The sequence below is a fragment of the Mucilaginibacter sp. P4_D1 genome (assembly GCF_056401935.1).
Genome location: NZ_JBFUIJ010000004.1, coordinates 63,591 through 78,722 on the forward strand (window position 1 = coordinate 63,591; position 15,132 = coordinate 78,722).

At 44.0% G+C, this 15,132-nt stretch carries 14 protein-coding genes; 8 read left to right on the top strand and 6 right to left on the bottom strand.

The window, feature by feature from the left end:
* Nucleotides 1-3: 3 nt before the first annotated feature.
* Nucleotides 4-1,158 carry a CapA family protein gene (locus AC1DV1_RS05750; RefSeq protein WP_477356460.1) on the bottom strand — a complete coding sequence of 385 codons (1,155 nt, stop codon included), beginning with the start codon at nucleotides 1,156-1,158 and terminating at the stop codon, nucleotides 4-6.
* A gap of 40 nt (nucleotides 1,159-1,198) precedes the next feature.
* Complete coding sequence (locus AC1DV1_RS05755; RefSeq protein ID WP_477356462.1) at nucleotides 1,199-1,789, bottom strand: C40 family peptidase; 591 nt, start codon at nucleotides 1,787-1,789, stop codon at nucleotides 1,199-1,201.
* 505 nt (nucleotides 1,790-2,294) lie between these two features.
* Between AC1DV1_RS05755 and pdhA the strand changes: the two genes are divergently transcribed.
* Both pdhA and AC1DV1_RS05765 read left to right on the top strand, forming a co-directional pair.
* A complete protein-coding gene (gene pdhA / locus AC1DV1_RS05760; protein ID WP_477356464.1) occupies nucleotides 2,295-3,290 on the top strand; it encodes a pyruvate dehydrogenase (acetyl-transferring) E1 component subunit alpha in 996 nt (331 codons plus the stop codon).
* A gap of 120 nt (nucleotides 3,291-3,410) precedes the next feature.
* Nucleotides 3,411-5,051 (top strand): 2-oxo acid dehydrogenase subunit E2, encoded by a 1,641-nt coding sequence (locus AC1DV1_RS05765; protein WP_477356466.1) that lies wholly within the window; start codon nucleotides 3,411-3,413, stop codon nucleotides 5,049-5,051.
* 103 nt (nucleotides 5,052-5,154) lie between these two features.
* Here the strand turns inward: AC1DV1_RS05765 and AC1DV1_RS05770 are convergent, their stop codons facing one another.
* From AC1DV1_RS05770 to pepT, 3 genes are all read right to left on the bottom strand, one after another.
* On the bottom strand, nucleotides 5,155-5,706 hold the full coding sequence (locus AC1DV1_RS05770; protein ID WP_477356469.1) for a DinB family protein: 552 nt from the start codon (nucleotides 5,704-5,706) through the stop codon (nucleotides 5,155-5,157).
* 331 nt (nucleotides 5,707-6,037) lie between these two features.
* Complete coding sequence (locus AC1DV1_RS05775; protein WP_477356471.1) at nucleotides 6,038-6,532, bottom strand: N-acetyltransferase family protein; 495 nt, start codon at nucleotides 6,530-6,532, stop codon at nucleotides 6,038-6,040.
* 70 nt (nucleotides 6,533-6,602) lie between these two features.
* Nucleotides 6,603-7,853, bottom strand: coding sequence for a peptidase T (pepT, locus tag AC1DV1_RS05780; protein WP_477356473.1), 1,251 nt, complete (start codon nucleotides 7,851-7,853; stop codon nucleotides 6,603-6,605).
* Nucleotides 7,854-7,927: 74 nt separating this feature from the next.
* On the opposite strand from pepT, the gene AC1DV1_RS05785 reads away from it, so the two are divergent.
* The 4 genes from AC1DV1_RS05785 (at nucleotide 7,928) to AC1DV1_RS05800 (ending at nucleotide 11,496) form a co-directional block, all read left to right on the top strand.
* Nucleotides 7,928-8,686: a hypothetical protein gene (locus AC1DV1_RS05785; RefSeq protein WP_477356475.1), complete on the top strand. Its 759-nt coding sequence runs from the start codon at nucleotides 7,928-7,930 to the stop codon at nucleotides 8,684-8,686.
* A complete protein-coding gene (locus tag AC1DV1_RS05790) occupies nucleotides 8,683-9,039 on the top strand; it encodes an MmcQ/YjbR family DNA-binding protein (RefSeq protein ID WP_477356477.1) in 357 nt (118 codons plus the stop codon). Before AC1DV1_RS05785 ends, AC1DV1_RS05790 begins: the two co-directional genes overlap by 4 nt.
* Before the next feature lie 81 nt (nucleotides 9,040-9,120).
* The gene (locus tag AC1DV1_RS05795) at nucleotides 9,121-10,866 is read left to right on the top strand and encodes a M14 family zinc carboxypeptidase (RefSeq protein WP_477356479.1); all 1,746 of its coding nucleotides are present in this window, start codon (nucleotides 9,121-9,123) and stop codon (nucleotides 10,864-10,866) included.
* Nucleotides 10,867-11,496 carry a rhomboid family intramembrane serine protease gene (locus tag AC1DV1_RS05800; RefSeq protein WP_477356481.1) on the top strand — a complete coding sequence of 210 codons (630 nt, stop codon included), beginning with the start codon at nucleotides 10,867-10,869 and terminating at the stop codon, nucleotides 11,494-11,496.
* Here the strand turns inward: AC1DV1_RS05800 and AC1DV1_RS05805 are convergent.
* Entirely contained in the window at nucleotides 11,465-12,481 is a 1,017-nt protein-coding gene (locus AC1DV1_RS05805; RefSeq protein WP_477356483.1) for a hypothetical protein, read from the bottom strand. The genes AC1DV1_RS05800 and AC1DV1_RS05805 overlap by 32 nt on opposite strands.
* Before the next feature lie 27 nt (nucleotides 12,482-12,508).
* Here AC1DV1_RS05805 and AC1DV1_RS05810 point away from each other — a divergent pair, with 27 nt between their 5' ends.
* Both AC1DV1_RS05810 and crtD read left to right on the top strand, forming a co-directional pair.
* Nucleotides 12,509-13,522 (top strand): dipeptide epimerase, encoded by a 1,014-nt coding sequence (locus AC1DV1_RS05810; protein ID WP_477356485.1) that lies wholly within the window; start codon nucleotides 12,509-12,511, stop codon nucleotides 13,520-13,522.
* On the top strand, nucleotides 13,515-15,002 hold the full coding sequence (crtD, locus tag AC1DV1_RS05815; RefSeq protein WP_477356487.1) for a 1-hydroxycarotenoid 3,4-desaturase CrtD: 1,488 nt from the start codon (nucleotides 13,515-13,517) through the stop codon (nucleotides 15,000-15,002). The genes AC1DV1_RS05810 and crtD overlap by 8 nt, the downstream gene beginning before the upstream one ends.
* Nucleotides 15,003-15,132 lie beyond the last annotated feature (130 nt).

Here is a 15,132-nt window from a genome sequence, read left to right on the forward strand (position 1 = left end):
CGTTTAGTTTTCCGGCACATTGGCGGTTATCTGGCCTTCGTCAGATATATTTAGTATGCCTTCAGGGAAATCGGTTTCGGTAAGTTCCCTTATTCTGGTAGCGGCACGGTTTAGGGTATCCTTTTCCAGCCCTTTATCATGCGCCTGCCTGAACGATAGGATCTTGCCGCTTAAAAATTCTCCCTTTTTATTAACGTAAATCTTTAGCATTGGAGCAAGCCCGCAAACGCCGGCAACGCTAACGCAGCGGTACGTGCAGAAATTGCCCAGGCTATAGGCAATTAGCCTGTTTTTGTACATTTCCATAGCGCGGTTAACATGTGGGCCATTGCCAAAAATGAGGTCGGCCCCTGCATCAATAGCATTATGGGCAAATGCGTATACGTCGCCACGTTTTTCGTTAATGAAGCTTTCCATTTTACGGGGCACATGCTCATAATTAACACCTTCGCCGCCGCCATGAAAAGATACGATAACCACATCGCATCGCTGCTTTAGCTCGCTGATGATGCTGGCCGCCCCTTTTAAATCGAGTATAGGAACCGTGTTGGCATTGGGCGCAAATGAGCAAAAGCCGTACTTAATGCCATTTACTTCAAAAACTGTTGATGGCTTTATCAGCAGCCCCGCATAATTAATACCAATGCTATCCAACGTTTGTGTGGTACTGTTGCGGCCTTTAATATCAAAATCGCTGATATGGTTATTGGCCAGGCTAAGCAGGTTAAAGCCTGCATCTTTTAAAACCGCTGCGTATTTTGTAGGCATCCTGAACAGGAAGGCCTTACTTTTTTGATGCAATTTGTAATGCGCAGGATCGCCGGAATCTAATAGCGATCCCTCGAGGTTACCGAATATCACGTTTGCGCCTTTCAGGTCGGGCATTACTGCATTAAAACTGTTTATGGCGCTATCTGGCGGCAGGGTGGCATTATTAGGGTACGACGTGCCCAGCATAATATCGCCCATGGCGGCAATACAAAGTGAATCGGGTACAATTGGCGCGGGTTTTGGAGGTTCGGGCTTTGCGACCACTGCTCTTAGTTGCTTTACCACAACATGTTTTGGTGGCGGTGTTTGGCAAGCCTGCAAAAGTATAACCAGGCAGGTTACAACAGGCAGTGAACAAGGTTTGGTATAAAAAAAAAGTCCCTTCATGTTTATGACGGGACTAAATTAAGTATTTTATTGGATTTCTTTAGTTGCTATTCTCGTCGTCGTTATTTGTTGCAACGTTGCTATTGGTTAGCTGGTCTTTAAATGAGGCTAACAAACGGCCGCCTTTATAAAAGTAACGGCTGTAATAATTATCGTCGAGACTGCTGATGGCCACGCCTCTTGATGATGCATGGGCAAACTTTCCATCACCCAGGTAAATGCCTACATGCGAAATACGGCGGCTGTGAATTTTAAAGAAAACAAGGTCGCCCTCTTTTAAATCATCTTTACCAACAGGGTTAACCATGCTGAAAATATCGCGCGAACTTCTTTTAATATCCAGGTTAAAAACCTCGCTGTATAACTCTTTGGTGAATGCCGAGCAATCGATACCTTTTCTTGACTCTCCGCCAAAATGGTAAGGGGTGCCAATCCAGTCATAAACAAAGTGAAAAAGTTTCATGTTTGAGGTTGCGGATAAAGCAACACCCATAATTTGAGAGAGGTATGTTTTTGCTAAACCCTCTTGTTCGTCGGTTTTATCCTCGGTAACAGCTGGGGTGGTTTTTGTTTGAGCTTGCGAAGCTAAAACAATGAACATTAGGGCAATAGCCAGGGCAAATTTCTTCATTTAATCCGTTAAAGTTGTTGTTAGGGCCAACAAATTGTTTATTAAATTAGACACTTTGTCTATCGTTGAATACAAAACTATCCATATTTTTTAAATTTGCAAATAAAACGTGCTTTTTTTTCAAAAAATATAAATATAGGGGCTTTACTAAAAATGTTATTAATATAAAGCTAATCCTATTACGAACGATGAATATTTATGGTTACCCTTTTTGAGCATGAATCATAATTTATTTCAAAATTGAGTAAAAAAAGAATCTGAAAAACAGGACAATTATCGTTTTTTAACKGTTCAAACACAGAAAGTTAGCAGGAACCCTTTGGCGAAAATTAAAATCGGCACTATAAAGTTTGGCAAATCAAACAAAATGCTGCCGATATTGCTTACCAAATGCACGCAGTAAAAAATAAAAAATAAAACTGCATAACATTTGGCTGCGGTTTCGATAATTTAAAGGATATAATTAGATTTGCGCTTTACTCCAAGAAATTGACTGTTTAAATACATGAGTTCAATCGAAATAACTAAGGACACTTACCTGATGTGGTACGAACAAATGCTGTTGATGCGTAAGTTCGAAGAAAAGACAGGACAACTATACGGGCAACAAAAAATCAGGGGCTTTTGTCACCTGTACATTGGGCAGGAGGCTGTATTGGCCGGTGCCATGTCTGTAATGAAACAGGAAGATAGCATGATAACCGCTTACCGCGATCACGCACATGCTTTGGCTAAAGGTGTAGAGCCTAAAGCTATCATGGCCGAAATGTATGGTAAAGCAACCGGATGCTCAAAAGGCAAAGGGGGCTCTATGCACATGTTTGATAAAAGCAAACACTTTTACGGCGGTCACGGTATAGTAGGTGGCCAGGTACCACTTGGTGCCGGTGCTGCATTTGCCGAAAAATATAAAGGTACCGAGTTTGTGAACATCACTTACATGGGCGATGGTGCTGTACGCCAGGGTGCACTTACTGAAACCTTTAACATGGCCGCGCTTTGGAAACTACCCGTAATTTTTATTTGCGAAAATAATGGTTACGCCATGGGTACATCTGTTGAGCGTACAACCATCCAAACTGATATTTATAAATTAGGCTTGCCTTACGGTATCCCTTCATCGGCAGTTGATGGCATGGACCCGGCCGCTGTACACGTTGCTATGGACGAAGCTATATCACGTGCCCGTGCAGGTGAAGGCCCAACCTTTTTAGAGATGCGTACTTATCGCTTTAAAGGTCACTCTATGTCCGATCCACAGAAATATCGTACCAAAGAAGAATTGGAAAGCTACAAAGCAAAAGATCCGATTGAAATGACCAAACAAACCATTGTTGAAAAGCAATATGCCGATGATAAATGGTTTGAAGAGATTGATGCCAAAATTAAAGCTATTGTTGACGAAGCGGTTCAATTTGCCGAAGAATCGCCATGGCCTGAAGCATCTGAACTATATACCGACGTATACGTTCAGGAAGATTATCCATACATTAGGGATTAGTTTTGAGTTTTAAGTAATGAGTTTTGAGTAAAGCTGCAACAAGATTTTAAACTCAAAACTCACTGCTCAAAACTTGCCACTATTATATAAATACTAAATTATAACACATATAAAAAGTATATGGCCGAAGTAGTTAAGATGCCTAAAATGAGCGATACCATGACCGAAGGGGTATTGGCTAAATGGCATAAAAAAGTTGGCGATAAAGTAAAATCAGGCGATGTATTGGCCGAGGTTGAAACTGATAAAGCTACCATGGATTTTGAATCGTACCAGGATGGCACCTTGTTATTTATAGGTGTTGAAGAAGGTGCAGCCGTTCCGGTTGATGCGGTTATTGCCGTAATTGGTAAGGAAGGCGAAGATTACAAAACCGCGCTGGCTGATAGTGGTAGCGAGCCTGCCGCGAAGAAAGAAGAGAAGGCCGCTGAGCCTGCACCTGTTGCCGATAAAAAACCAACAGCCACCGCGGCGCCAAAGGTTGATTTATCAAGCATACCGGCTGCGGTTATACGCATGCCGCTTTTAAGCGATACCATGACGGAAGGTACCATTGAAAAATGGAACTTTAAAGTTGGTGATAAAGTAAAAGCAGACGATTCATTGGCTGATGTGGCAACCGACAAGGCTACTATGGAAGTTGTTGGTTATGAAGCCGGCACTTTATTGTACATTGGTGTAAAAGAAGGTGAAGCAGTTGCTGTTAATGGCATTATTGCCATTGTGGGTAAGGAGGGAACCGATATTACGCCTTTATTACAGGCTGGCAATGATGCACCTGAAGCTGCTCCTGAAGCCAAAACCGAAACTGCTGATGCCGCTCCTGTAGCATCGTCAACATCTGCTGATGACAGCCGCGTAAAGGCATCACCACTTGCACGTAAAATTGCTAAAGATAAAGGCATCAACCTTAATGATGTAAAAGGCAGCGCAGAAGGCGGCCGCATTATTAAAAAAGATGTTGAAGAATATACACCGGCTGCCAAACCGGCTGCTGAGCCAACACCGGCTGCTGCTCCGGCATCGGCACCTGCCGCACCGGCAAAAGCGCCTATAGTATTGCCAACTTATACCGGCGAAGAGAAATTTACCGAAAGGGCAGTTACACAAATGCGTAAAGCCATTAGCCGCCGCTTAAGCGAAAGCTTATTTACTGCTCCGCATTTCTACGTAACCATGAGCATTGATATGGATCAGGCTATTGCAGCCCGTACCCGCATTAATGATGTTGCCCCGGTTAAAATATCGTTTAATGATTTTGTATTGAAAGCCTGTGCCGTTGCCTTAAAACAACATCCTGCTATTAATTCATCATTCCTGGGCGATAAAATACGCACTAACGAGCATATCCACATTGGTGTTGCCGTTGCTGTTGATGAAGGCCTGCTGGTACCGGTTATTAAATTTGCCGATGGCAAATCATTAAGCCACATATCTGTTGAGGTGAAAGACTTTGCCGGAAAAGCAAAATCTAAAAAATTACAACCTGCCGAAATGGAAGGCTCAACCTTCACCATATCAAACCTTGGTATGTTTGGTGTTGATGAGTTTACCGCTATTATTAACACACCAAACGCTTGTATTCTTGCTGTAAGCGGCATCCAGGCAGTTCCGGTTGTTAAAAATGGTGCTGTGGTACCGGGTAACGTAATGAAGGTTACCCTGAGTGCAGATCACCGCGTAGTTGATGGCGCTACTGCCGCAGCATTCCTGCAAACGTTAAAATCGTTACTGGAAGAACCGGTTAGGTTGCTGATATAATTTCGATTTCGGATTTAAATTTAAAGAGCGATGGGGTAATACTTCATCGCTCTTTTTTTATATCCGCGTACCGCCCCGCTCCTGCGGGATGGTAACCCTGGTGTCAGCTTCCAGCTGACGCGAAGCCTTGTGCAACGGCATTCAACTTATGCACATGCCTGTAAGCATGATAAACAGCCACAGTGGCCCATTCCAGGCGTGTCAGTAAGCCTATTCCGGTAAATTCGGGTGCAAGGCAGGTGCCTGTCAGATCTTGATTTTGGACAATCTGTTTAAGCTTGTCAGAAACCAAAGAAAGCTCATCTGCCAGCGGGGCTTTGTCATAATCCTTATCATCGGGTATTAATGTAGGTGCTGCAGGGTATTTGGCATCAAAATCTAAAAATATACCTTTTATGACATCTACATATTGATCGGGGCTGCGTAGCGTAACTTTTACCGGGCCGTTTAAAGTTGAAACTGCGCCCTGCAACGAAAGCCGAAGATGCTCCAGGTGCTGCGCCGGTGTCCATGATCCCTGCTGTGGTAAAAGGTTGAAATCGGCAGGTTTAAATGATGCTATAACTTGCATCAATTCATTAATAGTCGATTCAAGCGTGATAGCTAAGGGTTTTGGTAAATTGTTGCCGGGTGCGTTTATTGTCTGCTTCTCCATAATGCTGTGTTGATTGATAATCAAATATCGGCAGGGACAATGTTATCTGGCCGGGGTAATATGGACATTTTAAGGGCTATTTGCGACATGTATTCGTTTCCTATTTCATTGGGTTAAGAGGTCTTTCGCGTAAAGACACAGACGCGCAAAGTGATTTGCCTATTTTTTCTTAACGTCTTGTCGTCTTTGCGCGAAACTGAATTTTTTATATTTTCCTTAACTTAATAGCATTGTCCCTTCCCCAAGGAAGGAATCGCACAATCCCCTCTTTTTTATTTCTTCCGAACATATATAGTGTCCGGAGCGATAAAAGATAGAACTCCATCGCTCTTTACAGTTCCTTTCGCATTACATAATCATTCATCCAGTAAGGGCCAATGGCGATATCTTCTTCGTAAGCAACTGTAAAGCCCATTTTTTCATAAAATGATTTGGCCTGGTTATACCGGTTTACGTTGAGCTCGAGAATTTCTTTTCCTGCCTCCCTGGTTTTTTCCGCCACTTCGTTTATCAATATTTTGCCGTAGCCTTTACCCTGCGTTTGGGGCAGGCAATATAATTTATGCAGCTTATAGATGTCGGAGTTTTCATCGCGCGGCGAGTAACCAGCAAAAGCAACGGGTATGCCTTCTTCTTCCAGTAGCAGGTAGGTTTGCAGGTTATCGGCTACTTGTTTTTCTATTTTTTCTGCCGAGTAAATTTCTGCCAGCATAAATTCAATTTGCTCGCGGTCCAATATAGCCGAGTAGGTTGCCCACCAGGTGGTATCGGCTATTTGCAGTATAGTATCAACATCGTTAACTGTTGCGGTCCTTATAGTATACATTTTATATATTTCTGTTAATCTCAAATACGTTGATTGGCTTTGGGCTTTCTGCTTTACGCCTTAAGCTTTATTAAGCTTTTTCTTCCCATATCATGCAAAGGTGTAAAATGGTTTCTACAGCCTTTTGCATATCCTGCACCGATACCCATTCCTGCTTGCTGTGAAACGCGTGTTCACCGGCAAAAATATTGGGACAAGGCAGGCCCATGAATGATAATCTTGAGCCATCCGTACCTCCCCTTATGCTGCATAATTTTGCTGTTAAGCCTGTTCTGTTTATGGCTTCCATAGCGTTGGCAACAATTTCGGGGTGCTGCTCCAGTACATTTTTCATATTGCGGTACTGCTGGCTGATAGTGAAGGTATAGGCAGAATTCGGGTACTTTTTTAAAACCTCGCCGGCTGTTTTTCTAATCACATCGGCATGGCTTTTCAAATTAGCTTCATCAAAGTCGCGTATAATAAAATCAATGCCTGCCGTTTCTACATGGCCATCTATACTCACCGGGTGTACAAAGCCCTGCATTCCTTCTGTGTGCTCGGGCGATAGTTCGTCCGGCAAAGCGGCTACAATTTCACCTGCTATTTTTATGGCGCTTTCCATTTTGCCCTTCGCAAAGCCGGGGTGGGCACTTACACCTTGTATTATCAGCCGGGCGCCATCGGCACTAAAGGTTTCATTTTCCATATTGCCGGCACTTTCGCCATCAATGGTATAGGCGGCGTAAGCGCCAAGTTTGGCAATATCAACATGGTCTACCCCGTGCCCAACTTCTTCATCAGGCGTAAATAATATCCTGATATCGCCGTGCTTTATTTCGGGATGGTTGATCAGCTGGTAACAGGCGTCCATAATTTCGGCAACACCGGCTTTGTTATCGGCGCCTAATAAGGTTGTGCCGCTGGCGGTTATTATATCATGGCCAAATTGGTTTTTCAGATCGGGATGCTCGGCCAGTTTAATAACCTGCGTAAGGTCGTCAGGTAATATAATATCCTGTCCCTGGTAATTTTTATGTACTATTGGTTTTACATCAGTTCCACTGCAATCAGGTGCAGTATCTACGTGCGAGCAAAAGCAAATTACAGGCACCTGCTTATTTGTATTTGATGGAATGGTGGCATACACATAGCCAAATTCGTCAAGATGGGCGTCATGAACACCCATGGCCAGCAGTTCGTCAACCAGTAAGCGGCTTAAATTTTTTTGCTTTTCTGTTGATGGGAATGTAACCGAAGTGGGGTCTGATTGCGTATCAATGGTAACATATCGCAAAAAACGATGGGTGACAGTAAAACTTAGCGGGGAATTAAAACTCATAAGCTATATTAGTAAAATTTTAAAGCCGTTTGTAAACAAGTATGTGCTTTTGTAAATATTGATAAAAATTAACATTGAAAAAATATATTCTTTTTTTTGTTTTCGGCTTTACGTTTGTAACGGTTAAAGCGCAAAGTGGGTTTAACTATTATGAATTTGGTGCTGGTATTAGCGCAAGTTATGGCAAAGCCGAAGCAGATTTAAAAAAGCAGGATTACCATCCGGCAGTTAGTTTGAATTTTGTTTACAATTATAGCCCGTTTTTGCCCATTACTGCCGAGTTGCAAAAGGGCACCTTCTCTGGTGGCGGTGCTTTAAAAAGCCAGGATTTTTCGGGCCGGTATTTTACCAATTCGTATTTATCTTTCAATGTTCATGGCGATTTACAGGCCGGCGAAATACTTGATTATAGTGATAGCTGGGTTTTAGACCGGATTAAAGGGTTATACATTGGCACCGGTATTGGTTTTATATACAACAACATGACGCGCATTGAGCGTTTTAACAGATTTCCGGAAAACGGAGTAGTGTACCCCGATCCCAATTCGGCTGAAGGGTTCCAGGGTAAAAACAACAGCATGAACGTTATTTTTCCTCTCAGGCTTGGCTATGAGTTTAAACTTTTTGATGACTATGACCAGCCCCGGTACGGTATAGATATTAGTGTTCAACACTATTTTGCTCCGGGCGAAGGTCTTGACGGTTATAACGACCCTACATCAAAATATAAAAACAACGCCATGGACCAGTATACCTTTGTAACCATTGGGTTTAAATATAACTTTGGTAATACTACCTCGTACGTTAAACTCATCAGAAAATTTCAGTATTGAACGTAGAGGAATTGCGCGATTATTGCCTGCAAAAACCAGGTACCACCGAAGGCCTGCCCTTTGGCGAAGAAACGCTTGTGTTTAAAGTTGCCGAAAAGATATTCCTGTTGATTGGCCTTACAGAAGGCAACCGGTTTAATGTAAAATGCGACCCTGAACTTGCTGTTGAACTTCGCGAGCGATACCCGGAGGTGATTCCTGGCTATCATATGAACAAAAAATTGTGGAATACCGTTTATATGGATGGCTCGCTAACCCGTAAGCAGCTTTGCGAAATGATTGACCACTCCTACCTGCAGGTAGTAAAAAGCCTGCCAAAAAAGGTTCAGGCAGAACTGGCCRGTCTGGGTTAGGAATACTTTTTTGTAGCTGTCCTGATTGTTAACTCTTGATTCTTGACTCTTCTAACCTATCTTTGAGCCAAACACAATTCTATGAGATCATTTTTATTAGCCATAGTTCTCTTCTTCGCCTGTATAGGTGCCAATGCCCAGCTAACCCCATTTGAATTAAGCAAGGATAAAAACTATACGGCCACCTATGCCGAGGTTATCAGCTACTATCAAAAACTTAACAAGCTGTACCCGCAGCAAATGAAAATGATTAATTACGGTAATACCGATGTAGGTAAGCCATTAACATTAATAGTGCTCTCAAAAAACGGTGTTTTTGATCCCGCGCTGGTAAAAAAACAGGATAAACGTGTATTGCTTGTCAATAACGGTATCCACCCCGGCGAGCCGGAGGGGATTGATGCCAGCATGATGCTGGTGCGCGATATGCTTAAAAAGAACCAGTTGCCAAAGGATGTAGTGATTTGCCTGGTAGCATTATACAATATTGATGGCAACCTTAACCGCGGTCAAAGCCGTGTAAGCCAAAACGGCCCTGTGGCCTACGGTTTCAGGGGTAATTACCGCAACCTTGATTTGAATCGCGATTTTATAAAAGCGGATAGCCGCAACGCGCTTGCTTTTACGCAGATATTAACCACCTGGAAACCCGAAGTGTTTTTAGATAACCACACCAGTGATGGGGCCGACTATCAGTATGTGATGACACTGATAGAAACCCAGAAAGATAAGCAAAACCCTATACTGGCAGATTATACCTCGAAAACACTGACGCCATACCTTTATAGCCACATGAAAAAAAGCGGCTACGAGATGATTCCTTATGGCGCGGGTGAAGAAGGCCTGCCAGATTCGGGCATCGTGAGCTTTTTAGAAACTCCCCGTTTTGCAACCGGCTTTACTGCCCAGCATAACATCATCAGTTATATTACCGAAACCCACATGTTAAAAGCCTTTGACAAACGGGTTTATGCCACTTATGATTTTATGCAGCATTTGATTGATATAAACCAGCGTGATGCTAAACTGATAGGCGAACTGAAGGAAAAAGCGGATGCGGCCGTTATCAGCCAAAAAACATTCCCCTTAAAATGGGAGGTGGATATGAAAGCCGTGGATACCATCACCTTTAAAGGATACGAGGCCGGCTACAAAACCAGCGATGTAAGCGGGCTAAAACGCTTGTATTACGATAGGAATAAGCCTTATACCAAAGTCATCAAATTTTACAACACCTATAAAACAACGGTAACTGCCGATAAGCCGCTGGCCTATATAATACCACAGGCATGGGGCAAGGTGATAGATCTGTTTAAGCTGAACGGTGTAAAAATGCAGCAACTGGCGCACGATACCACGTTAAACCTGCAGATGTATTACTTCGGCGATATTAAAACACCAACACGCCCGTTTGAAGGCCACTACCTGCATAGCAGCGTACAATTAAACCCGGTTGATATGGCCGTAAAATTTTATGCCGGCGATTACGTTGTATATACCAACCAGGCCATTAACCGGTATATTGTAGAAACATTGGAACCACAGGGTGTAGATTCTTTTTTTGCCTGGAACTTTTTTGATTCGATGCTGGGCGAAAAGGAATACTTTTCGGACTATGTTTTTGAAGATAAAGCTGCCGACCTGCTAAAGAAAGATTCCGCCCTGAAACAAAAGCTGGATGACGCCAAAGCAAAAGACCCGCAACTGGCCAACAGTGCGCAGGCGCAGCTGTTTTTTGTATACAAATACTCGCCGTACTTTGAAAAAACATACATGCGCTACCCGGTGGGCCGCATTTTAAACGATACTAAACTCGACCTTAAATAGATGGAAAACCTTATACTGGCTCCTGTTGCCTCTGTAATATTTGCACTAACTATTCTTGTTTCTTTAATAGCCTTCTCCAACCAAAACCTGTATGGCAAGCTCATGCTGCATCCGTACAATGTATCGCGCGGACATTATGTTTATACCATCATTACCAGCGGGTTTATTCATAAAGATTGGATGCACCTGTTTTTTAACATGATGTCGTTTTATTTCTTTGCCTTCCAACTGGAGCCGGTTTTAGGACATTTTCAATTTGGGGTGCTGTATATGATAAGCCTTATCCTGAGCGATATGCCATCGGTAATAAAACACCGTGAAAATTATAGTTACTACAGCCTCGGGGCTTCCGGCGCAGTAAGTGCCGTGGTTTTTAGCGCTATACTGTTTAATCCGCTTAGCACTATGATGATAATGCCTATCCCCATCGAAATTAACGCGGTGATATTTGGTATTTTATATCTGGTTTACTGTAGTTATGCATCCAAATACTCCCGTGATAATATAAACCATGATGCCCACTTTTACGGAGCACTAAGCGGCTTATTGATCACTATTTTATTTCACCCAGGCGTAGTTCCTTTCTTTTTTCAGCAAATTACCGAGAAAGTTCAATCGTTGCTGCACTAACAAAATCGCCATTGGCATTAAACAGGAAACTCATGGGGGCGTTGGGGTTTTTGATGATCTCTAACAGCAGGAAGCCCCAGTTTTTCCAGAAATTTTCCAGCACCTGGCCGTAAATTTTGTTCATCCAGTCATCAAACAGGGGTTTGCTGCTGGTGCCACGTAAGGGAGCGGCTTCTATGTATATGGTATCGCCAACGGGCATCACCTCATACTCAGGCAGGCGGTTAAACAGGTAGGCCGAGTAAAAGAACCGTGCGTTAACCTCCTCAAACTGGATGGGGTGCAACGGTTGATCGGCAATTTTATCCAGCATTTCCTGGTGATAGCGCCCGTTCGAGCCATTATCTTGCAGACAAATCACCAGGCCAAAGTCTTTTATCCGCAGCGAGAAGGTAAGCGTATTGATCTCATCGCGATAGCCAAAAACGCTGTCGGCATTGTCAACCTTAAACAAAGCAATGCTGTAGGGTTTAAAGCCATCCAGTTCAATAGGCAGGTTAAGCGTTTGAAGCATCAGGTGCAGGTTGCTAAACCGGTGAATAATAGCCTGTGATATATTAAACTCTTCGCCCTGTGCATGCTGCTGGCGGATGCCTGCCTGTATCTCGTTAAAAATTATCCCGTATAATAATTTGCCGGCCCATTGAAAAAGTTTGAATTCATCAAGTTCTTTTACCCCTTCATAACCCGTTTCAAACGCGGCGGCTATTTCGGCTTCCAGCGGTTCCAAATACTGCTCGTTTATGGCGGCGCTGCAAGGGAGTTTCAGGTCCTTGTACGTGGCCATACTTTCGTCAAGCAATTTAAAGGGCTGGTCTTCCAGGTTATAACGGCTCATAAGCCATTGCGGAAAAACCTGTATCTTTTCTTCTTCAGAATTTAAAGCCTCGCCCGTAAGGAAACATTTGCTGTTACTGAAATTAAAACGCTGAAACGGTGAATAAATTTGTGCCGGCATGGCCGCAAAGATAAGCACGAAATTCATTCTAAACTTTTAGCTTTGGTTTTTAACATGGAACTGACATATCAACCCTTCGAATTACAACTTAAACACGCTTTTACCATAGCCAAGTTTTCGCGCACAACCACGCCGGTTATGCTGGTGCAGGCAAAACATGAGGGCGTTACCGGTTACGGGGAAGCATCAATGGTGCCTTACATGGGCGAAAGCCATCAAAGCGCCACGGAGTTTTTAAGTAAGGTTGATATCGGCCGGTTTAATTATCCCTTTGATTTTGGCGCAATCATTAGTTATTTAGATGGCATTGCACCCGGCAACCCAGCCATAAAAGCGGCTATTGATATTGCCCTGCATGACCTGGATGGCAAAATTAAAGGCCAGCCCTGCTGGCAGCTTTTGGGTAGCAACCCCAGCCTGATGCCTGTAACCAGCTTTACCATCGGCATTGATACACCCGAGATGATTATCAAAAAAGTGAAGGAAGCCGAAGGATTTAAAGTGATTAAGGTAAAACTTGGCCGCGATACGGATAAAGAACTCATAGGCACCATTCGTTCGGTTACGGACGTGCCATTATATGTAGATGCTAATCAGGGTTGGACAGATTTGCAGCAAAGTCTGGATATGACCTACTGGCTGCAGGAGCAAGGCGTGCAGCTGATAGAGCAACCCATGTTGAAAACCGACCCCGACAGCAATGCATGGCTCACCGAGCGCAGCCCCATTCCCATTATTGGTGATGAGGCCGTACAGCGTTTTGAGGATGTAGAGAAAGCCAAAGACGTATATACGGGCATCAATATCAAACTCATGAAATCGGCCGGGATGTACGAGGCCAAACGAATGATAACCAAAGCGCGCGAACTAGGCCTGCAAATCATGATAGGTTGCATGACTGAAACCAGCTGCGCGGCATTGGCCGGTTTAGCCCTTGCCCCCCAATGCGATTGGGTTGACCTGGACGGCCCCTTCCTGGTAAGCAACAACCCATACCAGATGCCCGGTTTTGCCAATGGTAAATATATTTTAAATAACGATCCCGGATTGGGACTACGCAATGGCTAAGGCACTAATCATCGGCTCGGGCATAGCCGGTATCGCGACAGCGATAAGGCTTGCGGTGCAGGGTTACCAGGTTGAGGTTTTTGAGGCTAACAACTATCCCGGCGGTAAACTATCTGAATTTGAGCAGGATGGTTTTCGCTTTGATGCCGGGCCGAGCCTGTTTACCATGCCGCAGTATGTGGATGAGCTTTTTACCCTTGCCGGTAAAAACCCCAAAGATTTTTTTAACTACCAAAAGCTGGATAAAGTTTGCCGGTACTTTTATGAAGACGGCACCCAATTAAACGCTTACGCCGATACAGCGCAATTTGCCGCCGAGGTAAATAATGCTACCGGCGAACCTGTTGCATCAGTAAAAAAGTACCTGGCCAACAGCGCAACCATCTACCATATAACTAACCACGTTTTCCTGGAACAATCGCTGCACAGGCTTAAAACATTTTTGAGCCGGGATACGGCAAGGTCGGTTTTGGGTTTGCCGGGGATAGACGCCTTCCGGACAATGCACAAGGCCAACGAGGGTTATTTTAAAGACGACCGCCTGGTGCAGTTTTATGACAGGTATGCCACCTACAACGGATCAAACCCATATGCTGCCCCGGCAACGCTGAACGTGATACCGCATTTAGAGCAGCACTACGGTGCTTATTTCCCCGTTGGGGGTATGTGTAGCATTACGGGCAGTTTAGTTAAACTGGCGGAATCTTTAGGGGTTATATTCCACTACAATTCAAAAGTGGATGAGATCGTTTTAGATGCCCGCAAAGCCACCGGCCTACGGGTGGGCGGCAACAGCATCAACGGCGATATCATCATATCCAACATGGATGTTTGGTTCACCTATCAAAGGTTGCTCAAATCGCATCCGGGCTTGTTCCCTAACAAAACCCTGGGCCAGGAGCGCAGCAGCTCGGCGCTGATATTTTACTGGGGTATCAGCAGGCGCTTCCCGGAGCTTGATTTGCATAACATTTTTTTCAGTACCGATTACAAAGCCGAGTTTGACCACATCTGGAAGGATAAAAACATCTTCCACGATCCTACTATCTATCTTAATATCAGCTGTAAATATAAGCCGGACGATGCCCCCGCCGGCTGCGAAAACTGGTTTACCATGATCAACGTGCCGGCCAACGTAGGGCAGGAATGGGATACCCTGGTTGCCACCGCCCGCGAAAACATCCTCAAGAAACTCACCCGCATTTTGGGCGACGATATCGAAAACCTCATCCTTTCCCAAACCATCCTCGATCCGCGGCAGATTGAGAGCAAAACCTCATCCTACCAGGGCTCGTTGTATGGCACCAGCAGCAACAGCCGGTTCGCGGCATTTTTGCGGCATGCCAATAAATCGGCCAAAATTAAAAACCTGTATTTTTGCGGGGGCAGCGTCCATCCGGGCGGCGGGATACCCCTTTGTTTACTGTCGGCAAAAATTGTAAGCGAGTGGATTGCAGATGATTTCCCTCAAACTTCTTAAAGCGCGTTTTTTGTTCAAAAAAGCGCGCTTTTATAGCTAAAAACAGCAAAAAACACACACAAACCTGCTATTATTTCAATAAAAAAACTACAAAAATTAACACTTTTTATCACTTTAAAAAGTACCCTCG